At 65.0% G+C, this 22,304-nt stretch carries 22 protein-coding genes; 15 read left to right on the top strand and 7 right to left on the bottom strand.

The annotated features are described in order from the left end of the window. Positions 1-5 precede the first annotated feature (5 nt). Both ACR42D_RS03515 and ppnP read right to left on the bottom strand, forming a co-directional pair. A complete protein-coding gene (locus ACR42D_RS03515) occupies positions 6-416 on the bottom strand; it encodes a hypothetical protein (RefSeq protein ID WP_484565483.1) in 411 nt (136 codons plus the stop codon). A gap of 8 nt (positions 417-424) precedes the next feature. Further along, positions 425-739 carry a pyrimidine/purine nucleoside phosphorylase gene (gene ppnP / locus ACR42D_RS03510; RefSeq protein WP_484565482.1) on the bottom strand — a complete coding sequence of 105 codons (315 nt, stop codon included), beginning with the start codon at positions 737-739 and terminating at the stop codon, positions 425-427. Between the two features lie 108 nt (positions 740-847). On the opposite strand from ppnP, the gene ACR42D_RS03505 reads away from it, so the two are divergent. Continuing rightward, positions 848-1,837: a Gfo/Idh/MocA family protein gene (locus tag ACR42D_RS03505; protein ID WP_484565481.1), complete on the top strand. Its 990-nt coding sequence runs from the start codon at positions 848-850 to the stop codon at positions 1,835-1,837. A gap of 482 nt (positions 1,838-2,319) precedes the next feature. Here the strand turns inward: ACR42D_RS03505 and ACR42D_RS03500 are convergent, their stop codons facing one another. Beyond that, positions 2,320-4,044, bottom strand: coding sequence for a bifunctional metallophosphatase/5'-nucleotidase (locus tag ACR42D_RS03500; RefSeq protein ID WP_484565480.1), 1,725 nt, complete (start codon positions 4,042-4,044; stop codon positions 2,320-2,322). A gap of 188 nt (positions 4,045-4,232) precedes the next feature. Between ACR42D_RS03500 and ACR42D_RS03495 the strand changes: the two genes are divergently transcribed. From ACR42D_RS03495 to ACR42D_RS03445, 11 genes are all read left to right on the top strand, one after another. After that, positions 4,233-4,757, top strand: coding sequence for a GAK system XXXCH domain-containing protein (locus ACR42D_RS03495; protein ID WP_484565479.1), 525 nt, complete (start codon positions 4,233-4,235; stop codon positions 4,755-4,757). 24 nt (positions 4,758-4,781) lie between these two features. Continuing rightward, complete coding sequence (locus tag ACR42D_RS03490; RefSeq protein ID WP_484565478.1) at positions 4,782-5,942, top strand: hypothetical protein; 1,161 nt, start codon at positions 4,782-4,784, stop codon at positions 5,940-5,942. Between the two features lie 17 nt (positions 5,943-5,959). Then, positions 5,960-6,226: an amphi-Trp domain-containing protein gene (locus ACR42D_RS03485; RefSeq protein ID WP_484565477.1), complete on the top strand. Its 267-nt coding sequence runs from the start codon at positions 5,960-5,962 to the stop codon at positions 6,224-6,226. 4 nt (positions 6,227-6,230) lie between these two features. Continuing rightward, positions 6,231-7,883, top strand: coding sequence for a phosphate signaling complex PhoU family protein (locus ACR42D_RS03480; protein ID WP_484565476.1), 1,653 nt, complete (start codon positions 6,231-6,233; stop codon positions 7,881-7,883). An 18-nt stretch (positions 7,884-7,901) separates the two neighbouring features. Beyond that, positions 7,902-8,774 carry a GAK system ATP-grasp enzyme gene (locus ACR42D_RS03475; protein ID WP_484565475.1) on the top strand — a complete coding sequence of 291 codons (873 nt, stop codon included), beginning with the start codon at positions 7,902-7,904 and terminating at the stop codon, positions 8,772-8,774. Further along, entirely contained in the window at positions 8,771-9,868 is a 1,098-nt protein-coding gene (locus ACR42D_RS03470) for an HprK-related kinase B (RefSeq protein WP_484565474.1), read from the top strand. The genes ACR42D_RS03475 and ACR42D_RS03470 overlap by 4 nt, the downstream gene beginning before the upstream one ends. An 11-nt stretch (positions 9,869-9,879) precedes the next feature. Further along, positions 9,880-11,064, top strand: coding sequence for a GAK system CofD-like protein (locus ACR42D_RS03465; RefSeq protein WP_484565473.1), 1,185 nt, complete (start codon positions 9,880-9,882; stop codon positions 11,062-11,064). A gap of 26 nt (positions 11,065-11,090) precedes the next feature. After that, positions 11,091-11,651 (top strand): amphi-Trp domain-containing protein, encoded by a 561-nt coding sequence (locus ACR42D_RS03460; RefSeq protein ID WP_484565472.1) that lies wholly within the window; start codon positions 11,091-11,093, stop codon positions 11,649-11,651. A gap of 35 nt (positions 11,652-11,686) precedes the next feature. Next, entirely contained in the window at positions 11,687-11,872 is a 186-nt protein-coding gene (locus ACR42D_RS03455; RefSeq protein ID WP_484565471.1) for a hypothetical protein, read from the top strand. Positions 11,873-11,888: 16 nt separating this feature from the next. Then, positions 11,889-12,659, top strand: a complete 771-nt coding sequence (locus ACR42D_RS03450) for a ParA family protein (RefSeq protein WP_484565470.1) — start codon at positions 11,889-11,891, stop codon at positions 12,657-12,659. Between the two features lie 194 nt (positions 12,660-12,853). Beyond that, a complete protein-coding gene (locus ACR42D_RS03445; protein ID WP_484565469.1) occupies positions 12,854-13,114 on the top strand; it encodes an amphi-Trp domain-containing protein in 261 nt (86 codons plus the stop codon). A 539-nt stretch (positions 13,115-13,653) separates the two neighbouring features. On the opposite strand, the gene ACR42D_RS03440 is transcribed toward ACR42D_RS03445, so the two are convergent. The 4 genes from ACR42D_RS03440 to greA all read right to left on the bottom strand — a co-directional run bounded on the left by ACR42D_RS03440 (position 13,654) and on the right by greA (position 18,217). After that, entirely contained in the window at positions 13,654-15,837 is a 2,184-nt protein-coding gene (locus tag ACR42D_RS03440; RefSeq protein ID WP_484565468.1) for a glutamine synthetase III family protein, read from the bottom strand. A 411-nt stretch (positions 15,838-16,248) separates the two neighbouring features. Further along, a complete protein-coding gene (locus tag ACR42D_RS03435; RefSeq protein WP_484565467.1) occupies positions 16,249-16,893 on the bottom strand; it encodes an RluA family pseudouridine synthase in 645 nt (214 codons plus the stop codon). Beyond that, positions 16,890-17,666: a hypothetical protein gene (locus ACR42D_RS03430; RefSeq protein ID WP_484565466.1), complete on the bottom strand. Its 777-nt coding sequence runs from the start codon at positions 17,664-17,666 to the stop codon at positions 16,890-16,892. The genes ACR42D_RS03435 and ACR42D_RS03430 overlap by 4 nt, the downstream gene beginning before the upstream one ends. A gap of 62 nt (positions 17,667-17,728) precedes the next feature. After that, entirely contained in the window at positions 17,729-18,217 is a 489-nt protein-coding gene (gene greA, locus ACR42D_RS03425; protein WP_484565465.1) for a transcription elongation factor GreA, read from the bottom strand. Between the two features lie 388 nt (positions 18,218-18,605). Here greA and ACR42D_RS03420 point away from each other — a divergent pair, with 388 nt between their 5' ends. The 3 genes from ACR42D_RS03420 to ACR42D_RS03410 are packed head-to-tail and all read left to right on the top strand — an operon-like array spanning position 18,606 to position 22,302. Then, positions 18,606-19,781 carry a BMP family lipoprotein gene (locus tag ACR42D_RS03420; RefSeq protein ID WP_484565464.1) on the top strand — a complete coding sequence of 392 codons (1,176 nt, stop codon included), beginning with the start codon at positions 18,606-18,608 and terminating at the stop codon, positions 19,779-19,781. Between the two features lie 2 nt (positions 19,782-19,783). Further along, the gene (locus ACR42D_RS03415) at positions 19,784-21,262 is read left to right on the top strand and encodes an ATP-binding cassette domain-containing protein (RefSeq protein WP_484565463.1); all 1,479 of its coding nucleotides are present in this window, start codon (positions 19,784-19,786) and stop codon (positions 21,260-21,262) included. Beyond that, positions 21,259-22,302: an ABC transporter permease gene (locus tag ACR42D_RS03410; protein WP_484565462.1), complete on the top strand. Its 1,044-nt coding sequence runs from the start codon at positions 21,259-21,261 to the stop codon at positions 22,300-22,302. The genes ACR42D_RS03415 and ACR42D_RS03410 overlap by 4 nt, the downstream gene beginning before the upstream one ends. Positions 22,303-22,304: the final 2 nt, after the last annotated feature.

The raw sequence follows: 22,304 nt of genomic DNA, 5'->3' as shown, positions 1-22,304 counted from the left end.
GTCCGCTACCTGGCCACCTGGGACAGGACCTGGCCGATGACCGCGGCGGCCAGTATGGAGAAACACAGCCGCGCCTCGGCCTCGCCGAAGCGCACGTCGAGATAGATGACGTCGCCGTGCTGGAAGCTCGTCCCGGCCACGCCGGTCAGGGGGGGCAGCTCCAGGGGCTCGGAGAGGTCGAATTGCAGGGGGATCATGCCTTCGCGCTCCGGGCCCACGGCGACCTGCGACATCTCGGTCAGGGCCTCGGCCATGGGGCCGCAGGCGGACAGGGCCACGGGCAGAAACAGCTGGCCGAACTGGAACAGGCAGACCTCGTGGTCCTCCAGCAGCATGGCCTCGGGCGGATCGGCCAAGACCTGAAACAGATAGGGCCCCTTGCCTTCAAACTCGATTCTCTGGCCTTCGTCGGACACGGTCCCTCCTAGTCCAGGTAAGAACAACAGTAGTCGGTCACGGAGCTGACCTTGAGGCGGAACTTGGACTCGCCCGGGACATTGAAGCTCTGCCCGGCGGTCACGGCCACCCATTCGTCGAAACCGGGCAGCTGCACGGACAGCTCGCCGGCGGTGATTTCCATGAATTCCGGTTTTTCGGTGCCGAACTCGTATTCGCCGGGCAGCATGATGCCAAGGGTCTTCACGCTGCCGTCACTCAGGGTGATGGTCCGGCTGGTTACCTTGCCGTCGAAATAGACGTTGGCTTTTTTGTTAATGGTGACGTTGGCGAATGCGGTCATGCTCTCTCCGGTTGTTGTTGGCTGGATCGCGGGGATATCCGCGCTTGCGTGGTGACGAATTCCGTTTATACTGGGTGGCGGCAATCACCGTCAACCCTGGGGGAGCCCATGAAGAAAATCCGCATCGGCGTTCTGTCCACCGCCAAGATCGGCCGCACCAAGGTCATTCCCGGCATGCAGCGGGCCGACAACTGCGAGGTCACGGCCATCTGTTCGCGCGACGCGCAAGCCGCCCAACAGGCCGCCGAGGAACTCGGCATCCCCAAGGCCTACGGCGGCTACGAGGAACTGTTGGCCGACCGGGACATCGACGCGGTCTACATCCCCCTGCCCAACCACCTGCACGTGGAATGGACCCTCAAGGCCATGGCCCGGAACAAGCATGTGCTCTGCGAAAAGCCCATGGGCCTGAACGACGGCGAGGTCAACCGGCTGATCAACGCCCAGGCCACGCACCCCGACATCAAGGTCATGGAGGCGTTCATGTACCGCTTCCACCCGCAATGGGTGGAGGCCAAGCGGCTCGTCGACCAAGGGGCCATCGGCACGCCGACGACGATCCAGTCCTTCTTCTCCTATTTCAACACCGACCCCGGCAATATCCGCAACAAGGCCGACATGGGCGGCGGCGGGCTCATGGACATCGGCTGCTACCAGGTCTCCCTGTCGCGCCTGCTGTTCAACGCCCAGCCCAGGCGCGCCTTCGGCTGGATGGACCGCGACCCCGGATTCTGCACGGACCGCACCTTCTCGGGCATGCTCGACTTCAACGGCAGGCTGTCCACCTTCACCTGCTCCACCCAGCTGGCCCCCTACCAGCGGGTCAACGTCCTGGGCGAAAAGGGCCGCATCGAGATCCTCATCCCGTTCAACGCCCCGCCCGACCAGCCCACCGAAATCCTGCTCCAACAGGACGACAAAACCAGAACCATTACCTTCGCCCCCTGCGACCAATACACCCTCCAGGCCGAAGCGTTCGCCCAATCCATACTCGAAGACACCCCCGCGCCCATCTCCATCATGGACTCCTTCGCCAACCAACACACCGTGGACGCCCTGTTCCAAAGCGCCGAATCCGGCACCTGGCAAAACTGCTGAGTGGCGCCTCCGGCGGCCGGGGGAAGGGGAGGAAAAACCCTTTGAAAAGGGTTCTTTCCTCCCCTTCCCCCGGACCCCCATCCCCTCCTTTTCCCAAACTTTTTGTTGCCGCTTCGCGGACGGCGACAGATCGATAAAGCAGCCCCCCCGCCGTCGTCCAAGACGCCGCCTTCTCCCGTTCTCTCGCCCCGCTCCCTGCCTGGCGGCGTGGGCAACCGTCCCGAAGGGTTCGCGCCGGACGGCCCTCCGAGCACCATGGACGTCCGGCGCGAATCCTTCGGGACACCGCCGAGCCGGGCCCACCCAACACCCGCGCGAAACGAGCCGCCATTTCGCGCACACGCCCTCGCCGCAGGCGACACAAAAGGTTTGGGAGGGTCCAGGGAACCCTTTTCCCAAAGGGTTCCCTGGCGGGGTCCGGGGCAGCGCCCCGGCCGTCGGAGACGCCCGCCCGGCGAGGGCCCGCCGGAGGCATTCTCCGCCTATTTCGCGGGAATGTAGGTAACGCCGGTCGTAGGCAGCGGTTTGAGCAGGCGTTGTTGCCGGACGTAGTCGATGAACGCCTGGGCGTCGACAAAGCCGGTGTCGTAGCTGGACGCGGCGGATTTGAGGATATCGAAGCCGTCGCCACCCGAGGCGAGGTAGGAGTTGGTGACCACGCGGTAGGTCCGTGTCGGGTCGAGCGGCGTCCAGTTGCCCGCGTTGTCGAGGGTGTCGACACTGAGCACGCGGCCGCCTTCGGGGCGGCGCATGTCGGCGGTGTAGCGCAACCCGCCTGCGTAGAGGAACGCCCCGCCGCCCCGGTCCACGCCGGTTTCGAGCGCCTTTTTGATCTGTTCGCCGGTCAGTCCGAGCAGGACCAGGGTATTGTTGAACGGCAGCAGCGTGTAGGCGGTGCCCATGGTGATGTCGCCCTGGTCCACGGACTCGCGCACGCCGCCCGCGTTCTGCAGGGCGATGTCGGCGGGCTCGCCGGTGCCCTTGAGCCGGAAGAGCATGGATTGGCAGACCAGGGGCGCGATGAGGCTGCCGCGCGGCAGGGACTCGCCGGAATCGGTGACGCCGGGCACGCGGATGTGCGGCAGGGGCAGGACGGCCTCGCCGATGACCTCGGTGCGCATGGCCTCCACGCCCTCGCTGAACGGGCCGAGAAACTTGCGCACGGCCGGGTCGGCGTCCACCACGGCGGCCTCGGGGTCGAACTGGATGAAGGCGAGCAGCTCTTCGCGGTCCGCGCCCTTTAATGCGATCTTCTGCCCGGCGTCGTTCTTGCGCTTGAAGCCGTCGGCCAGGATCAGGAGGGGCTTGCCTTCGGCCCTGGTGACGCGGCCCGCGTCGTCGAAGGTCAGGTCCAGGCGGCCGAGCACGCGGCCCCATTTCCAGGCCGTGACCACGTACACGTCGTTGCCGTCCGCGCCCTTGACCACCGTGGGATAGGCGGCGGCCGGGCGCAGCCCCATGGCCTCGGTCCCGGCGTTGCCGAGCAGGGTGTGGGAGTGGCCGCCCACGATGACGTCCACGCCCGGGACCTCGGCGGCCAGCCGCTTGTCGGCCTCGAACCCCTGGTGGGTCAGGAGCACGATCTTGTCCACGCCGCGCGCCTGGAGTTCGCGCACGAGGAGGGTCGCGGTATGGACCGTGTCCGTGAACTTGACGTCGCCGGGGCTGGAAATGAATTCGGTGTCCGGGGTGATCAGGCCGATGACCCCGATCCGGTCGCCGCCCCGCTCCACGATGATGTAGGGCCGGACCCGCGCGGCCAGGTCCGGGACCGCCGAACCGTCCAGGTTGGCGCAGACCACCGGGACCTTGGTGTAGCCCAGCACCCGGGCCAGGTACACCGCGCCCCGGTCGAACTCGTGGTTGCCGGGCGTGAAGGCGTCGAAGCCGAGCCGGTCCAGCAGCTCCATCTCGGGCTTGCCCCCGTACTTCATGTAGTAGAGCCCGCCCTGCACCGCGTCGCCCGCGTGGAGCAGGACGACGTTGCCCTGTTCGGCGCGCACGCCGTCCACCACGCTTTTCAGGCGCGCCCAGCCGCCCAGCCGGGCGTAGGTGGGCTTGCCCTGCGGGGCGATCTTTTCGGCGGTGGGGTCCAGGTAGGAGTGGGAGTCGTTGACGTGCAGCAGGGTGACGTCCAGGGCGCGGGCCGCGACCGGGCACGAAAGGATCGCGACGGCCAGGACAAGTCGGGCAATAAGGCGTATCATGAAAACCTCCGGCTATTACGGGTTCGGTACCAGCATTCACAACAAAATGGAATGGCTGCGGGCAGGAGGCCGGACCGTGGCCGGGCACGGGCCGCTGTGTGAACAATTGTGACAATTCCGCGACGCGCATTGTATTGCGGCACGTTTTCCCGGTATGGTCGAACCACTCATATTCAAGGGAGATTTCCATGAGCAACGACATGACCATCAGCAGATATCTCGATCCCAAGGAATTGGCCGCCTTTTTCCGCGAACTGGCGGACGCCGTGGAGAACGGCGGCCACGATGAATTCGCCTGCGTGGACGACTTCCGCAAGATCAAGATCGCCGTGAAGAACGAATACGGGCAGATCGGGCTCAAGGCCAAGTTCAAGGCGGCCAAGCCGTGCGCGCCCGACGCGGTGGGCGAGGACGGCGAGATCGTCAAGCCCAAGTACAAGGACCTCAAGAAGCGTATGCGCACCAGCTTCAAGATGCTGGTCAAGATGGCCCACGACGGGGTCATGCCGCCCAAGGAGGCGGTGGACGCCTTTCTGGCCGACTCGGCCCTGATGGTCACCTACCCCGGCTACGGGGACGAATATTACGAGAGCTACGGCAAGGCCTGCGCGGAGCTCAAGGCGGCCTTCAAGTCCGGCGAATTGGAGCGGATGCACGCGGCCGTGGACACGCTGGTCCACGAGAAGAGCCGCTGCCACGCCAAGTACGACTGAAACACCCGACCCCGGATCAAGCCCATGAAACTGATCAAGACCGACCCCAAAACGTGCGACTGCCGGACCATCCCGGTGGATGTTGACGAGGAGATCACCGAGGCCGACGAGAAGCGGTTCTTCGCCGTGGTTTCCACCGACCTTGAGCCGTGGCAGATCGACCAGGTGGTCTCGCCCAAGAACGTGTACGTGCGCCAGGAGATTCTGCTGGCCACGCACTGGCACCCGGAATTCGTGCCCATGGAGCACATCCGCGCGAGGGTGGACGCCATGTTCCCCAACCGCACGGACGAGTTGCTCATCCCCACCCAGCACAACCAGCTCATGAGCTGGGACGGCTATACCGGGGTGGAGGTGGACTGCTTCTCGTCCGGCTTCAACCGCAAGGTCCAGCTGCTCCTGCACTTCGCCAACGAGCGGGTGCAGGACGCGGGCGTGCTCAAGTCCATGCTGTCTCATACCTTCAAGTACCGCTCGGGCCAGCTGTTCGAGTTCATGCACACCATCACCCGGCCCGACGCGACGCGCATCGAGCGGGCGGCCAAGTCAACGGGCGCCGATCGGGAACTTATCGACTTCGTGCGCATCAACGTCTCCAAGGTGGAGCGATTACTGGATAAACACTGGACCGACGTGCCGCGCCTGTCGGTCAAGAACAAGCTCCTGCGCAACTGGTTCGACGCCATGCGCGGGGAGCTCAGCGACACCGCGACCGACCGTATCCAGGCCTATCTCAAGGCGGTCAAGCAGCTGGTCAAGGAGGGTTTCGACCTGTCCTTCTTCTACAGGGCCAGCGAGGTCATCGAAGAGGTCCGCTCCCTGGGCGGGTGCGTCGTCATCCCCCACCCGGAACAGTTCTGGCCCATCCTACTGCGCGACTACGACGTGGACGGCATCGAGGTCTGGAATCCCCAGTCGCAGGAATACACGGAGTTTCTGATCTCCGTGGTCAACGAACAGAACGGGCGGCGCGCCTCGGGCAGGGACAAGCTCATCTTCATGGGCGACGACTGCCACATGGGCGAGAAGACCAAGCCCGAGGACCAGCAGGAAACGGAAAAGGCGGCCCGCGAGATCGGCTACCAACCGGCCTGGGAGGACCTGCGCATCCGCAAGAAGCTCATCGTCAACAACATCTCCAGACGCTCGGTGATTCAGGAGTACAAAGCCCGCCTGGCGGGATAGGCAGGCAAGGATACCTCATGGCAGAAGAAAAATTCGTATTCGATTCGCTGCAGGACTGCGAGTCCATCAAGGAGTTCCTCGAGTCCCTGATCGACGGGTTCGAGAAGCACTCCATCGACCTTTCCACCAACGGCGACGAGATCCACCTCGCGCCCCAGGGACTGCTCAACTTCACGGTCAAGGCCAAGAAGAAGGGCGCGGAGAACAAGCTGTCCATCAAGGTGTCCTGGAAAGACGCCCCCTCGATCCAACCGGCCGAAGACGCCTTCATCAAGGTGCGCTGAGCCCATGATGACATTCGAAGGACTGGACGAGAACTTCAAGTTCATCGTCTTCGAGGTGGAAAACCAGGCCCGCTCCACGCAGAAGTTCATGGATGCCCCGTCGCGCAAACGGTACGGCAAGATCACCTCGCGCGACGACTACATCGACAACCTCAAGACGATCATCGAGAACAAGTGTTACTCGCGCATCCACTCGGACCACTCCCTGGACAAGCGCCAGCTGAACAAGATCCGGGCCATCCAGGTCATCTGCGTGAACCTGGAGAAGATCGCCGACTATTTCGTCAACATCGTCAAACAGATGCAGTATCTCGATGATCAGTCCTTCGTGCAGCGCTACGACTACACCGAGGTCTTCGAGATCATGCTCTCGCGGCTGGGGGCCATCCTGGACGCCTTCCACGGCGAGGACATGTCCAAAGCCCTGTACATCTGCAAGGCCGAGCCCATGCTCGACGACGTGTACAAGGTCCGCTTCGACCGGGTCATGAACGAGATGGGCATGGGCCGGGACGCCCAGTCCCTGGTCACGGTGCTGTTCATCTTCCGCTACTTCGAGCGGGTGGGCGACGCGCTGCTGAACATCGGCGAGGCGATCATCTTCTCCCTGCTCGGCGAGCGCATCAAGATCGAGCAGTTCGAGGCGTTGCAGCAAACCCTGTCCAAGTCCGGGTTCAGCGATTCCTTTTCCGACATCGACTTCAGCGCCATCTGGGGCACGCGCTCGGGCTGCCGCATCGGCAAGGTGGAGCAGCGCGAGGCCGAACCGACCCAGGAGGAGAAGAAGCAGGGGTCAATCTACAAGGAGGGCAACCTGGAGAAGATCCGCAAGGAGCGCGAATCCATCCAGCGCTGGAAGCAGCTCTTCCCGGACCTGGTGGCCGATATCTACGGCTTCCACGAGGACGCGGACAAGGGGTCCATGCTGGTGGAGTTCCTCAACGGCTGCACCCTGGACGAGGTGATCCTGTCCGGCGACGACGAGCTGGTGCGCAACGCCCTGTTCATCCTGGAAAACACGGTGCTCGAGACATGGACCAAAACCATGGTCGACCTGCCCATCAAGACCAACTACATGTGGCAGATCCAGTCCCGGCTGGAGGGCGTGCTCCAGACCCACCCCGAGTTCTGGCGCACCCCCAAGTCCCTGGGCGGATCCGAGGTCCACTCCACCGAGGCCCTGCTGTCGGCCTGCGCCAATGCCGAGGACGAGTTGGAAGCGCCCTTCTCGGTCTTCATCCACGGGGATTTCAACATCAACAACGTGGTCTACAACCACGAGGCCCAGCAGATACACTACATCGACCTGTACCGCTCGCGGGACTTCGACTACATCCAGGACGCCTCGGTCTTCCTGGTGTCCAACTTCCGCGTGCCCCTGTTCGACCGCGACCACCGAGACCGCATCAACGCGGTCATCAAGCAATTCTACGGGTTCATCCGGGAATTCGCCCAGCGCAACCGCGACACCACGGTCCAGGCCCGGCTGGCCTTCGCCCTGGCGCGCAGTTTCTACACCTCCACCCGGTTCGAGCTGAACTACAAGTTCGCCAAGGAGATGTACAACCGGTCCATGTTCCTGCTGGAAAAGATCGAGCAATACCGGGGCGGGGCCTGGGAGCAGTTCTCCCTGCCCGAGGACGTCCTCTACTACTAGGCATCAAGGAGCCGATTCGTGAAGATAGGAGTCATTGGCATCGAGGGCGGCTGGTCCTCCGAAAAACTGGCGGACACCGTGGCCGAAAAGACCGGCGGCGAACGCGTGCTCATCAACATGGAGGACGTGCGCCTGGACCTGCCTTCGGGCGACGCCTTCTACAACGGGCACAACCTGACGGACTTCGACGCCCTGATCATCAAGAAGATCGGGGCGCGCTACTCCCCGGACCTCCTGGACCGCCTCGAGGTCCTGCGCTACCTGCATGAGAAGGGACTGAGGATATTCAGCTCGCCCTACTCCATCCTGCGCGCCCTGGACCGGCTGTCATGCACCGTCTCCCTCCAGCTCAAGGACATCCCCATGCCGCCCACGACCGTCACCGAGTCCGTGGACCAGGCCCTGGTGGCCCTTGAAAACTACGGCGAGGCCGTGTTCAAGCCGCTGTACACCTCCAAGGCGCGCGGCATGTCCGTGCTCAAAAACGGCCCCGACGCCAGGGCGGCCATCGAGGAGTACCGGGCGGAAAACCCGATCATGTACATCCAGAAGACCATCGACCTGGGCGACCTGGACCTGGGCATCGCCTTTTTGGGCGGCGAGTACCTGACCACATACGCCCGGTGCAAGACCAACGGGGCGTGGAACACGACCACGGCCTCGGGCGGCAAATACCGGCCCTACGAGCCCGCGCCCGAGATCATCGAACTGGCCCGCAGGGCCCAGGCCGACTTCAACCTCGACTTCACCTGCGTGGACGTGGCCATCACCGACGACGGCCCGTACGTCTTCGAGGTCTCCGTGTTCGGGGGCTTCAGGGGCATCCAGGAGACCAGCGGCATCGACGCGGCCGCGCGCTACGTGGACTACGTCATGGAGAGACTCAAATGAAGCTGACCGGAACGACCCGCGGGGAGCTGGCCCAGGCCGTGAAGACGGCCTGTCCGGCCGAACGCGAACTCTTCCTCGACCTGGGCGGCTGCCGCATCCGGGTCCTGAGCTCAACGGGCGAACTGAACGGCGCCCTGGCCGACTATTTCAAGGAGTTTTTGGCGGAGCCGGGCGACGCGCGGATCGACATCTCGGCCCACGAATGCCCGGACGTGGAGTGCGACCTGCCTTTCAACGTCAAACAGCCCGATCCGGGCAAGACCAAGATCAAGGAGGAGTGGGCCGACCTGCCCGACGGGCGCGTGGTCCGCAAGCGGCTGACCGGCATGCACTTCCTCTTCGGCCAGGGCGAAAACGTGGCTGTCGGGCCGTGCCTTGAGAATTCCAACCAGGTCATCAACTTCGTGAACAACCGGTTCATCGAGTGGAAGCTCAACCGGGGCGGTTTCCTGGGCCACGCGGCCGGGGTGCGCTGGGGCGAACGCGGCATCTCCCTGGCCGGATTCTCGGGCGCGGGCAAGTCCACCCTGGCCCTGCACCTGATGAGCAGGGGGACCACCTTCATCTCCAACGACCGGGTCATGGTCGAGCCCGACGGCGGCGGGCTGCTCATGTACGGCGTGGCCAAGCAGCCGCGCATCAACCCGGGCACGGCCCTGAACAACCCGGACCTGCGCTGCATCGTGGAGCCGGACCTGCGGGAGAAGTTCCTGTCCATGCCCCAGGACGAACTGTGGCAACTGGAACACAAGTACGACGCGCTCATCGACGAGTGCTACGGGCCGGGCCGGTTCGAGCTGCGCTGCCCCATGGACGCGCTGGTCATCCTCAACTGGAAGCGCGAGGACGCGCCCCTGTGCGCCGCCCTGGTCGATCCGCGCGAGCGCGCCGACCTCCTGCCCGCGTTCGTGAAGTCCACGGGGCTGTTCTACCTGCCCGACGATCCGGCGCGGCGGGCCGATCCGCCCGCCGAGGCCTATGCCGAGCTGCTGGCCCGGACAAACGTCATGGAAATCTCCGGAGGCGTGGACTTCGACCGCGCTTCCGATGTATGCTTGCATTTCATGGAAACCGGCCGTCTACCGGCCGATTAACGGAGCGGACAGTGCGCATTCGAGTCACCAGGGACGTCACCATCCCGGACCCCCGCAAGCTTGAGCAGTTCAGACGGGCCCCCGAACTCGGGCCTTCCGTGCTCTTCTTCAGCGGCGGCACGGCCTTGCGCGACACCTCCCGGGAGCTCATCCGCTACACCCACAACTCCATCCACCTGATCACCCCGTTCGACTCGGGCGGCAGTTCGGCCGTCATCCGCAAGGCGTTCGCCATGCCCGCCGTGGGCGACATCCGCAACCGGCTCATGGCCCTGGCCGACCAGTCCGTAAAGGGCAATCCCGAGATCTACAACCTGTTCACCCACCGGCTGCCCAAGGACGGCGAGCAGGACGCCCTGCGCGGCGAGCTGGACGCCATGGCCGCCGGGGTGCACCCCCTGGTCCGGCGCATCCCGGACCCCATGCGCAAGATCATCCGCAACCATTTCTACGAGTTCCTGGAGCGCATGCCCGGCGACTTCAACCTCAAGGGGGCGTCCATCGGCAACCTGGTCCTGACCGCCGGGTACCTGTCCAGCCGCCGCCAGCTCGACCCGGTCATCTATCTCTTCTCCAAGCTGGTCCAGGTCTGCGGCGTGGTTCGCCCGACCGTGAACAAGGACCTGCACCTGGCCGTACGCCTGGCCGACGGGAGGACCATCGTGGGCCAGCACCTGATCACCGGCAAGGAGTCCGCCCCGCTCGCCTCGCCCATCGAGGACATCTGGCTGGCCCCATCACTGGACTCCGAAGCGCGCGTGCACACGGCCATCCGCAACAAGGTCAGGGAGTGGATCGGCAAGGCGGACCTGATCTGCTATCCGCCGGGCAGCTTCTATTCCAGCGTGGTGGCCAACCTGCTGGCCGACGGCGTGGGCCGGGCCGTGGCCGCCAACACCTGCCCCAAGATATTCGTCCCGTCCACGGGCGCGGACCCCGAGACGCCGGGCATGTCCGTGGCCGACCGGGCCGAGGTGCTTTGCCGCCACCTGCGCGCCGACGCCGGGGCCGAAAGCGGCGAGGTCCTGGGCTATATCCTGGTGGATTCAAAGAACGGACGATACGCGGGCGGCATCGGCAGGAAACGCCTCGAAGAGCGCGGTTTCACGGTCATCGAGGCCCCCCTCGTCACGGAACAGAGCGGCCCGGACATCGACGGGCGCGCGTTGAGCGAATTTTTGCTGTCGCTGTGCTGACGGCCTACTTCAAGGAGGTTGCGAACATGGATAAGCAGAAGATCAGCGTCAAGAAGGTCCTGGAATACAAGGACGCCGTGTCCTACATCGAAGACCTTGCCAAGAGCTTCCGGTCCGGCACCATCGTGCTGGAGAGCGGCGAGGAGCACGTGGTCATGAAACCCTCGGCCCAGGTGGCCGTCAAGGTGGAGGCCAAGGCCAAGAAGGACAAGCAGAAGATTTCCTTTGAACTGAGCTGGACCGAGGCCGAGGCCGCCGACCTGAAGATCGGCGACACCCGGCCCGAGACCGTGCCCGTGGTCCAGCCCGAGGGCGGCGCGCCCGCCGTGCAGCCCGAGGCCAAGACCCCGGCGGCCAGGAAACCCGCCATGGCTCCGGCCAAGGCCGAACCGGCGAAGACGCCCGCCAAGTCCGCCCCCGCCGCCCCCGAGGCCAGGCCCGAAGGCGGAAAGGCGGCGGTCCCGAAGGCGACGACGAAAAAACCTGTGGCCAAGAAGCCCGCCACCCAAAAGACGGCGACTAAAAAGACGGCCGCCAAAAAGAAAACCGCCCGAAAAGCACCGGCCAAACCCGCCGGAGACAAATAACACACCGCGCCCATGCGCATAGCGGAGAAACGACCATGACCGAAATGCACGACAAGAGCTTCGAATGGAACGAGGTCGCCGACCTGTTCGGCATCAAGGAAGAAACCCCCGACCTGCTCGAGGACGAGCGCGACAGGATTCTGGAGCGGATCAACGCCCTGACCTGCCGCTACGGACGGGAGTACGTCATCAAGAAGATCACCCTGCAGACCACCCACTAGACCGCTGCGGGGCCCCATGCGCATCATCGCCGTATTGAACCAGAAAGGAGGCGTGGGCAAGACGTCCACCGCCGTGAACCTGGGGGCGGCCCTGGCCCGGCAGGACGAGCGCGTCCTGCTCCTGGACCTCGACCCCCAGGCGCACCTGACCTATTCCCTGGGCATCATGGCCCATGAGCTGCCCCGGACCATGGGCGCGGTGCTGATGCGCGAATGCCCGCTTGACGCCGTGGCCATGCAGGCCGGTCCCACGGAAGCCGGACCGCTCAAGGTGGTCCCCGCCTCCGTGGCCCTGGCCGGGACCGAGGTGGACCTGGCCTCGGCCCAAGACCGGGAGACCCGTCTGCGCGACGCCCTTTCCCGAGCATCGGACTACGACTTCGCCATCATCGACTGCCCGCCCAACCTCGGCATGCTCACCCTGAACGCCATGGTCGCGGCGGGCGAGCTGCTCGTGCCGGTGCAGCCGGAGTTCCTGGCCCTGCAGTCCCTGGGCAAACTCATGGAGACGGTCAAGGCCATCCGCGAGGGCTGGAACCCGGACCTGGCCCTGACCGGCATCCTCATGACCCGCTACCAGCGCACCCGCAAGCTCAACCGGGAGATCCGGCGCAAGATCCGGGACTACTTCGGCGACGCCCTGCTGGAGACAACCATCCGCGACAACATATCCCTGGCCGAGGCTCCCAGCTTCGGCAAGGACATCTTCACCTACAAACCCCGCAGCCACGGGGCCGCCGACTACCGGAACCTGGCCCTGGAACTGCTCCGCAGAGGTGCCCCATGAGCGACGAGAGACTCGGGACCAACCCCCTGGACTGGGTCACCCCCGACGCTGCCCCGGCCCGCCGAACGCCTGAAACGCAGCCGGCGGACAAAGCCGCGCAACCCGCCCCCCCGGCCTGCGCCGTAAAAAGCGCCGAAACAACCGCCCCGCGCGCCCCCCTTTTCCGGGCCCCCGGGAGCAACGAGGAGATGACTATGGGCAAAGGCAAGATCAAGATAGAACAGACCATGGACACGGCCCAGGTCGTCGCCTACCTCAAGGACCTGGCCGACTCGCTCGAGTCCGGCGTCATCCGCGCCGAAAACGAAAACGACTCCCTGGTCCTCGGTGTACCCGACACCATGCAGGTGGAGCTCAAGCTCGCTCGCAAGAAAGACAAGGCCAAATGCGCAATCGAACTCGAATGGCACGACGACGGCACCCAAGCCGATTCCCTCAAAATCTCCGGCGACTAGCGTCCGCCATTCGATAAACAGAGCGGCCCGGCACTAAAGTGCCGGGCCGCTCTGTTTTCGCCTCCGGCGGCCGGGGGAAGGGGAGGAAAAACCCTTTGAAAAGGGCTCTTTCCTCCCCTTCCCCCGGACCCCCATCCCCTCCTTTTCCCAAACTTTTTATTGCCGCTTCGCGGGGCGATCTCATTCCACTTCCCCCCATGGAGCGCCTTTGGGGCGCCAGCCCTAAACAGCGCCTCTCTCCTCCCTCACAACCTCGCGCCCCCCTCCCTCTTTGGAGCGATTCGGGTGGCAACGCCACCCGACAGCGGCTCTCTCCCCCGCGCTGGCACGGACCAAGGCTTTCGAGAGTGGGTCAGCCGTGCATTTTCTCCAGGGGGGCTTTCACCGCTGCGTAGCCGTCTACGTGAGGATGAAAGCCCCCCTGGAAAAATGTGCGGATGGCCCGCTATCGGAAGCCGCGCGCCCGCGCGCTCCGACAAACGCAAAAAAAGGGCCCCGGTTTTCCGGGGCCCTTGTTTTTGCGTTTGGCAGGAGCGCGCTTACTTGATGAAGAGCATTTCCTGGTAGCTGGGGAGGGGCCAGAGGTCGTCGGCCACGATGCCCTCGAGGGCGTCGGCCACTTCGCGGACGGCGAGCATGGCGGGCAGGGTCTTTTCGACCTTGTACTTGGCGTCTTCCTCGACGGACTTGAAGTCCTCCTTGGCCACGATCTTTTCCAGGGCCACGATGCTCTGCTGGAGGTCACGCAGCTTGTCGGTGACTTCCTGGAGCAGGATGGTGCGGGGCTCGATGCCGGCGGCCTTGATGGACGCGGCGACCTGGGCCAGTTCGCCCTGATAGCGGATGGCCGAGGGCAGGATGATGGTCTTGGCGACCTTGATGGTCAGCAGGGACTCGGTGACGATGTGCTGGCTGTACTGCTCGTGGTAGATCTCGTAGCGGGAGTGCAGTTCGTCCTTGGACAGGACGCCGTACTTCTCGAAGACCGCGACCACGTCCTTGTCGATGATGGCGGGCAGCGCGTCCGGGGTGGTCTTCAGGTTGGGCAGACCGCGCTTGGCGGCTTCCTTCTGCCAGGCGTCGGCGTAGCCGTCGCCGTTGAAGATCACATGGCCGTGCTTCTTCATGATGCCCTGCAGGACCTTCTGGCAGGCTTCCTTGAGGCCGGACTTCTTACCGCCGGTGATCTTGGTGATCTCGTCGGTGATGAAGTCCAGGGACTCGGCCAGGATGGTGTTCAGGGCCACCTGGGCACCGGCGATGGACTGGTTGGAGCCGACCGCGCGGAACTCGAAGCGGTTGCCGGTGAAGGCGAACGGGGAGGTGCGGTTACGGTCGCCGGAATCCATGGGCAGCGGAGGCAGGGTGTCGACGCCCAGCTCGAGGCAGCCCTTGGCCTTGCAGCCCTTGAGGTCGCCCAGCTCGATCTGGTTGAATATCTCGGCCAGTTCCTCACCCAGGAAGATGGAGATGATGGCCGGCGGGGCCTCGTTGGCGCCCAGGCGATGGTCGTTGCCCGCGGAGGCGACCACGGCGCGGAGCAGCTTGGAGTATTTCTCCACGGCGCGGATGGTGGCCGCGGTGACCGCCAGGAACTGCATGTTCTTGTGCGGGGTGTTGCCCGGGGAGTACAGGGAGCCCTGGGTGGCGGTGGAGATGGAGTAGTTCAGGTGCTTGCCCGAGCCGTTGATGCCGGCGAACGGCTTCTCGTGCAGCAGGCAGGCCATGCCGTACTTCTTGGCCACGGACTTCAGGGTGGTCATGATCATCTGGTTGTGGTCGGTGGCCAGGTTGGACTGCTCGAAGACCGGAGCGATCTCGAACTGGCCGGGAGCCACTTCGTTGTGGCGGGTCTTGACCGGCACGCCCAGCTTGTACAGCTCACGCTCGACCTCCATCATGAAGGAGAGCACGCGGCGCGGGATGGCGCCGAAGTAGTGGTCGTCCAGTTCCTGGCCCTTGGAGGGCTTGGCGCCGAACAGGGTGCGTCCGCAGACCATCAGGTCGGGACGGGCGAAGAAGAAGTTGCGGTCGACCAGGAAGTATTCCTGCTCCGGACCGGCGTTGGAGATGACCATGTTGCCGTCGTCGGAACCAAACAGCTTGAGGAAGCGGCGGCCGGCCTTGTTCAGGGCCTGGTTGGCGCGCAGCAGCGGGGTCTTCTTGTCCAGGGCGTGGCCTTTCCAGGAGACGAAGGCGGTCGGGATGCACAGGAAGGTGCCGTTGGGGTTCTCCAGGATGTAGGCCGGGTTGGTCATGTCCCAGGCGGTGTAGCCGCGGGCTTCGAAGGTGGCGCGCAGGCCGCCGGACGGGAAGGAGGAGGCGTCGGGCTCGCCCTGGATCAGGAGCTTGCCGTCGAATTCAGCGATGGCGCCGCCCTCGCCGTCGGGGTTCAGGAAGCCGTCATGCTTCTCGGCGGTCAGGCCGGTCAGCGGGTAGAAAACGTGGGTGTAATGGGTCGCGCCCTTGGACATGGCCCATTCCTTCATGGCGGCGGCCACCGGGCCGGCCACGGACGGATCCAGCTTCTCGCCGGCCATCTTGGTCTTCATCAAGGATTTGTAGACTTCCTTGGGCAGCATGGCCTTCATGACTTTTTCGTTGAAGACGTTGCAACCGAAGATCTCGGCCGGGGCCGTCTCCGCGAAATTCAGGGTATCGATGCTGGGTTGATAGTTGGTCACCGCATTGATTGCGTTCTGACGAGTCTGGTATCCGCTCATGTAATACTCCTTCCAGGCAATTAAATATGGGTTTTCCGGCGTCCGGCCGGGCCAAGGGGCGCCTGACCCTTGTCGTCTAGACGCCCTTTATACCAAGTTATATGCCAAACAATGAAAAGGTCGTATATCCAGATAGATACGCCCAAGCCATCTCGCGGGGAAACGATATTTACTACGAAAATGTAGTTTATCCCCTGTTTTCCGCCCTTTTGCCCTGACATTTTTGTGAAAAAAAACGCATTTTTTCACAACCATGTCATTTAATTCCCAAAGTCGTTGACGGAAATGGAAAGGTAAAAAGGCCGCAACCTCGGGCACTTCGGAAGGTTCTCACAGGCCGAAGGACCGGCCTCGTGAAAAAACACAAAAATGGTATCCGGGCTTCCTCAAGCTGATACCGGGCGAAACGGCTCAGAACGGGGCCGGAGAGGAGAACTCCAGGGGGGCGCGGGTAACGGGGTGGCGCAGGCGCAGGAGCGAGGCGTGGAGCTTGAGCTGGCCCGGCCCGGTGCCGGTGCCGTAGAGGCGGTCGCCCACGATGGGAAAGCCCAGCCCCTTCTCGTGGGCCGAGTGCAGCCTGAGCTGGTGGGTGCGGCCGGTGTGGGGCATGAACTCCACCCGGGTGCGGCCGTTCTCCACCCCGAGCTTGCGCCAGCGGGTCACGCCGCGCTTGCCGTTCACCGGGTCGTATACCTGATACGGGCGATTGTCCGGGTCCAGGCGGAACTGCAGCTCGATGGTCCCGCCCTGCCCTTCGACCACGCCGTCGATGAGCGCGATGTACCGCTTGCCCACCAGCCGGTCCATGAACTGACCGGACAGGTCGCGGTGGGCCTCGGCGGTCAGCGCCAGGGCGAGCAGTCCCGAGGTGTCCTGGTCCAGCCGGTGGACCGAGGGCTGGTCGATGCAGCCGGGATACCGGGCCCGGACCCGGGCGGCCACGCAGTCCTGGTTGGCCTCGCCCTTGCCGGGCACGGACAGCAGGCCGGACGGCTTGTCCACGACCACGAGGACGTCGTCCTCGTAGACCACGTTCAGCCCTTCCGGGATGTTCACGCGCCCTCCAGGCCGCAGAGCATGAAGCCGAGGATGCGGCCGCACTTGTCCAGGCAGGACGGGTAGAACCGGCCGTGCTCACGGGTGCCGGAGCGGTTGGTCCGGCCGAAGTAGAACTCGGCCAGCCCCAGGGGAGTGAGATGATGGGTGGCGGCGTAGCCGAGCAGCTTGGGCGCGCAGCAGTCGCCCGTGCCGGTGGGCGCGTTGCCCTCGGGGTGCACGGCCAGGGGCAGGGGCACGATCTGGCCCCGAAAATTGGGCAGCCGGTACATGGCGTGGATCTCCTGCATCAGGGTCGCGGACGCCCGCCTGCGCTTGTGGATGAGGCGGTCGCGGGCGGGGGAGCCCAGGGGTTGCTCCACGATCTCGCGGCCGAGCACCTTGATGCGCTGCTCGGCCTCGAAGGTGTCCCGCTTGAACCGGGCGGTGTCGATCAGCGGCGGAACCCAGCCGTCCAGCTCCCAGACCGAGTTGTACTGGCCCGAGAACGCCTTGAGGACCACGGTCGCGCCGCTCCGATCGAGGGCCGAAAGCACGCCGAACATCTGGCCGCCCGCCCGGCCGTAGAGGTAGTCGGTGGACAGCCTGGGGTCGGGCTCGGGCGAGTCGAAGTCGATGCGCCCGGCCGCCTCCATGCGGTCGAACAGCTCCAGCGCCGGGCCGCGCGCCGGGCCGATGGGCAGGGTGTGCTCCCGGCCGCAGCGGACGCACCAGCCGCGGCAGGCGATGGCGGGGTCGAACTCCCCGAGGGAACGGATCGATGTTGGCTGCATAATGAAAACGCCCCGCCGCCCTGAGGCGGCGGGGCGGGTATGGCATTGGGTGTGCGCCGGCGCTATTTCAGCCCGGCCGAGCCGCGGAACTCCACGGAGACGATCTCGTATTCGATGCGCCCGCGCGGGGCGTCCACGATGACCTCGTCGCCCTCCTCCTTGCCCAGGATGGCCTTGCCCATGGGCGAGAGCACGGAGATGGAGCCCTTCTTGTGGTCCGCGTCGTCCGGGCCAAGCAGGGTGAAGGTGCGCCGCTCCTCGGTGTCGATGTCCTCGACCACCACGGTGGCCCCGAATATGGCTCGTTCGCCGGTGAGCGTGTCCAGATCGAGCACGTCGAACAGCGGCATATGCGAATTGATGTAGGTGATGCGCGCTTCGAGCATGCCTTGGCGCTCGCGGGCGGCGTCATACCCGGCGTTCTCGGAGAGATCACCCTCGGCGCGCGCTTCGGCGATCGCCTGGATGATGGCCGGCCGTTGGGCCTTCAGATCTTCCAATTCTTGGGAAATCTTTTCAAATCCCTGTTTCGAAATGGGAATGCGATCCATGGTCAAAAAACCTCTCTAAATTGTATTCTCAGTCGGAAAGTAAAAAAAAGATACAGGCCGCGCGGCGATCCTTGAAATGCCGCGCGGCTGCATGCTCGTCAATCCAGCTGACTGCATGTTCAGATAGAACATCCGAACGCCATGGTCAAGTGGGCGCGTCCGCCCCGCCGCGCAAAGGGCGGCCCGGCGGGCCGTACATATCCTTAATCCAAATAACAAGCTGTTGACACAACCACGGCTTCTAATCCAAGAATAGACTTTTGCGGGAGTGTCGGCTACACCGGTCCCGCCGCTTTTTTTGCCGACCCCATTCGGGGCCGCCACACCACAACAGCCCGCTGTACACGCCGCGCACCGTCACGGGCGGGCACCGAATCTGGAGGAGAGGATGAAACGTATCACCATGCTGCCGGTCCTGGTCCTGAGCGCGTTTATGCTCATGTCCGGGCTGGCTTTCGCCAAGGATTTCACCATCGGCCTGATCCTGGTCGGCCCCTACAACGACAAGGGCTACAGCCAGGCCCAGTATGAGGGCGGCAAATACGTCGAGGCCCACATGGACGGCGCCAAGCTGATCTACCTCGACAAGGTCAACCCCGCCGACCGTCCCGGCCTGACCATCCCGCAGGTGGCCGACGACCTGATCGAAAAGGGCGCGGACCTGATCATCGCCGGTTCCGACGACATGAAGGACGGCATCCTGGAGGCCGCCGCCATGCACCCGGACAAGACCTTTGTCCACGTGTCCGGCGACTCCGCCTGGTCCGGCAAGGCCCCGGCCAACCTGGGCAACCTGTTCGCCAAGATGATCTACTCCAAGATGATGGCCGGTTTCACCGCGGCCATGACCACCCAGACCGGCAAGATCGGCGTGGTCGGCCCGCTGATCAACGAGGAGACCCGCCGCCTGATGTCCGCCGCCTACCTGGGCGCGCGCTACGCCTGGACCGAGGTGCGCGGCAAGGACGCCAAGGACCTGACCTTCAACGTCAAGTGGATCGGCTTCTGGTTCAACATCCCCGGCGTGACCGCCGACCCCACCCAGGTGGCCGGCTCCCTGTATGACGCCGGTTACGACGTGCTCATCTCCGGCATCGACACCCCCGAGGCCGTGACCGTGGCCAAGCAGCGCGCGGACGCGGGCAAGCAGGTCTGGGCCCTGCCCTACGACTATGAAAAGGCCTGCGAGGGCCAGGGCGGCATCTGCCTCGGCGTGCCCTATTTCAACTGGGGGCCGGGCTTCCTCAAGCTGGCCAAGTCCGTGGCCGACGGTTCCTACAAGCCCGGCTTCGAGTGGGACGCCCCCTACTGGGCCGACATCAACGCCCACGACAAATCCCCGGTGGGCTTCATGCCCGGCCCCGGCATGTCCGCCGAGACCAAGGCCGAACTGGCCAAGTTCACCGCCAAGCTCGGCTCCGGCGATCTGAACCTGTTTACCGGCCCGCTCAACTACCAGGACGGCACCCCGTTCCTGAAGGCCGGCGAGAAGGCCACCGACAAGCAGATCTGGTACATGGAACAACTGCTTGAGGGCATGGAAGGACTGTCCTCCCCCGAATAGGGATGATCGTTCTCAACGACATACATAAGCACTACGGCCGGGTTCGGGCCAACGACGGCATCAGCCTGACGCTTGAACCCGGCCGCATCTATGCCCTGGTGGGCGAGAACGGCGCGGGCAAGTCCACGCTCATGCGCATTCTCGCGGGCCATACCCGGCCCACGTCCGGCGAACTGGTCATGGACGGCGAGTCCCTGACCCACCTGACCCCGACCCTGGCCCGGGAAAAGGGCGTGGGCATGCTCTACCAGGACCCGCTGGACTTCCCGGCCATGCCCGTGTGGGAAAACTTCCAGTTGGGCGCGCCCAAGCGGACCAAGAAGGAAGTGGTCGACGTCATCGGCGAGCTGTCCTTCCGCCTGGACGCCTGCTTTCTGCCCGACGAGCCCGTGTCCAGCCTGACCGTGGGCGAACGCCAGCTCCTGGAACTGCTGCGCCTGCTCGACCTGGGGGCCACCACCCTGATCCTGGACGAGCCGACCACCGGCATCACCCCGGAGCAGAAACAGGACCTGTTCGACCTGCTCATGAAGCTGGCCCGCGAAGAGGGCCACACCATCGTGCTCGTGACCCACAAGCTGTCCGAGGCCTTCGAGATGGCCGACTCCATCTTCATCATGCGCCAGGGACGGCTGGTCTCCACCCTGAACCCGCCCTACGACGAGCGCGAGCTGGTCCAGCTCATGTTCGGCGAGGGGGCCGACGGCGAGGTGGAGCCTCTGCCCGAGCTGCCCGCCGAGAACGCCACGCCCCGGCTGGCCATGCGCGACGTGCTCTTCGCCGGGCCCAAGTACTCCATGGGCGGACTGAATTTCACGGCCAGGCCCGGCGAATGCATCGGCCTGGCCGGGCTCGACGGCTCGGGCCAGGAACTGTTCCTGCGCGGCCTGTGCGGCCTGGACCGCATGCCCGGCGGCGCCTTCGACCTGGACGGCGTGCCCTTTGCGGCCAACGACTTCCGCGCCCTGCGCAGGGCCGGGGTCCAGTTCGTGCCCGCCGACCGGCTGGGGCTGGCCCTGTTCCCGGACCTGAACCTCATGGAGCACATCACCCTGGCCTTCCCGGACCGGGAGGGCGACCTGGCCGGGTTCTACCGTTCCCAGTGCGTGGACAAGTTCAACCTCCAGGCCCACCCGGAGACACACGCCGTGGAGTTGTCCGGCGGCAACCAGCAGCGGCTGTTGCTCTCGCTCATCCCGGACGAGACGAAACTGCTGCTCATGGAGCACCCCACGCGCGGCCTGGACGCGGGCTCGGCCCGGCAGGTCTGGAACCACCTCAAGCGCCGCTGCGCGGACGGAGCCACCTTGATTTTCTTTTCCCCGGACCTGGAGGAGGTGCTCGAGCACAGCCACCGGGTCATCGTCTTCTACGACCGGACCCTGGCCGCCGTGGTCGAGGGCGACGACATCTCCATGGAAGTGGTCGGCGCGCTCATGGCCGGCAAGAAATACGACGAGCTCAAGGAGACGGCGGCATGAACCGCGACTCCCTCCTGGCCCAGACCGGCTGGCTCGCCCTGGCCCTGCTCCTGGCCCTGACCCTGACCGTGATCGTAGCCTGGCCCGCCGGGGCCCCGCCGCTTCAGACCATCTACGTGCTCTTCAAGGGCGGGGTCAGCTCATGGTCCAAGGTCGGCCGCGTGCTGGCCGGATGGGTGCCCCTGACCCTCTGCTCCGTGGGCCTGCTCATCCCGTTCACGGCCCGGCTGTGGAACATCGGCGTGGAGGGCCAGGTCATCATGGGGGCCATCTTCGCCACCGCGGCCCTGCGCCCCTTCGAGGACGGCGGCGGGACCGGGGTGATCATCCTGGCCCTGGCCGCATCGGTTGCGGGCGGCGCGCTCTGGGCCCTGCTGGCCGGGCTGCTGCGCGTCTTCGGCCGGGTGCACGAGATATTTTCCGGCCTGGGGCTCAACTTCGTGGCCCTGGGCGTGACCCTGTGGCTCATCTTCGGCCCGTGGAAGCGGCCCGGCGTGGCCTCCATGTCCGGCACCAAGCCGCTGGACATCTCCCTGTGGCTGCCCAGGCTGGGCAACATGTCCGTCAGCTGGGTCGGGCTGATGCTGGCCTGCGCGGCCGTGATCCTGGTCTACATCCTGCTCCACCGGACCAAGTGGGGGCTCGGGCTGCGCGCCGTGGGCGAGAACCCCAAGGCGGCCACCCTGTTCGCCCTGGGGCCGCGCCGCCGCCTGCTCCAGGCGTTCATGCTCTGCGGCGGCCTGGCCGGGCTGGCCGGGGCCACCCAGGTCCTGAGCGTCTACCACCGGCTGCTGCCGAACATCTCGTCCGGCTACGGCTACACCGCCCTGCTGGTGGGCATGATGGCCTCGTTCAGGCTGCCGCTGGTCCCGTTCATCTGCCTGTTCTTCGCCATCCTCAACGTGGGCTCCATCCAGCTGCCCCTGCAGCTTAACCTGGACTCCTCCCTGTCCGGCGTGATCCAGGGGATCATGGTCCTGTCCCTGTTCATCGTGCAGGGCTTGCGGCTGTGGCTCAGGCAACGGAAGGAGGCGGACTGATC

Source organism: Pseudodesulfovibrio sp. lm2024 (assembly GCF_051175575.1).
GTDB classification, from domain to species: Bacteria; Desulfobacterota; Desulfovibrionia; order Desulfovibrionales; family Desulfovibrionaceae; genus Pseudodesulfovibrio; species Pseudodesulfovibrio caledoniensis.
This window is presented reverse-complemented; position numbering and strand designations above follow the sequence as displayed.

Excerpts from the sequence above, each read along its gene's own strand:
- ppnP (WP_484565482.1), bottom strand. The coding sequence starts at position 739 with ATGACCGCATTCGCCAACGTCACCATTAACAAAAAAGCCAACGTCTAT.
- ACR42D_RS03505 (WP_484565481.1), top strand. The coding sequence starts at position 848 with ATGAAGAAAATCCGCATCGGCGTTCTGTCCACCGCCAAGATCGGCCGC.
- ACR42D_RS03500 (WP_484565480.1), bottom strand. The coding sequence starts at position 4,044 with ATGATACGCCTTATTGCCCGACTTGTCCTGGCCGTCGCGATCCTTTCG.
- ACR42D_RS03495 (WP_484565479.1), top strand. The coding sequence starts at position 4,233 with ATGAGCAACGACATGACCATCAGCAGATATCTCGATCCCAAGGAATTG.
- ACR42D_RS03490 (WP_484565478.1), top strand. The coding sequence starts at position 4,782 with ATGAAACTGATCAAGACCGACCCCAAAACGTGCGACTGCCGGACCATC.
- ACR42D_RS03485 (WP_484565477.1), top strand. The coding sequence starts at position 5,960 with ATGGCAGAAGAAAAATTCGTATTCGATTCGCTGCAGGACTGCGAGTCC.
- ACR42D_RS03480 (WP_484565476.1), top strand. The coding sequence starts at position 6,231 with ATGATGACATTCGAAGGACTGGACGAGAACTTCAAGTTCATCGTCTTC.
- ACR42D_RS03470 (WP_484565474.1), top strand. The coding sequence starts at position 8,771 with ATGAAGCTGACCGGAACGACCCGCGGGGAGCTGGCCCAGGCCGTGAAG.
- ACR42D_RS03460 (WP_484565472.1), top strand. The coding sequence starts at position 11,091 with ATGGATAAGCAGAAGATCAGCGTCAAGAAGGTCCTGGAATACAAGGAC.
- ACR42D_RS03455 (WP_484565471.1), top strand. The coding sequence starts at position 11,687 with ATGACCGAAATGCACGACAAGAGCTTCGAATGGAACGAGGTCGCCGAC.
- ACR42D_RS03450 (WP_484565470.1), top strand. The coding sequence starts at position 11,889 with ATGCGCATCATCGCCGTATTGAACCAGAAAGGAGGCGTGGGCAAGACG.
- ACR42D_RS03445 (WP_484565469.1), top strand. The coding sequence starts at position 12,854 with ATGGGCAAAGGCAAGATCAAGATAGAACAGACCATGGACACGGCCCAG.
- ACR42D_RS03440 (WP_484565468.1), bottom strand. The coding sequence starts at position 15,837 with ATGAGCGGATACCAGACTCGTCAGAACGCAATCAATGCGGTGACCAAC.
- ACR42D_RS03430 (WP_484565466.1), bottom strand. The coding sequence starts at position 17,666 with ATGCAGCCAACATCGATCCGTTCCCTCGGGGAGTTCGACCCCGCCATC.
- greA (WP_484565465.1), bottom strand. The coding sequence starts at position 18,217 with ATGGATCGCATTCCCATTTCGAAACAGGGATTTGAAAAGATTTCCCAA.
- ACR42D_RS03420 (WP_484565464.1), top strand. The coding sequence starts at position 18,606 with ATGAAACGTATCACCATGCTGCCGGTCCTGGTCCTGAGCGCGTTTATG.
- ACR42D_RS03415 (WP_484565463.1), top strand. The coding sequence starts at position 19,784 with ATGATCGTTCTCAACGACATACATAAGCACTACGGCCGGGTTCGGGCC.
- ACR42D_RS03410 (WP_484565462.1), top strand. The coding sequence starts at position 21,259 with ATGAACCGCGACTCCCTCCTGGCCCAGACCGGCTGGCTCGCCCTGGCC.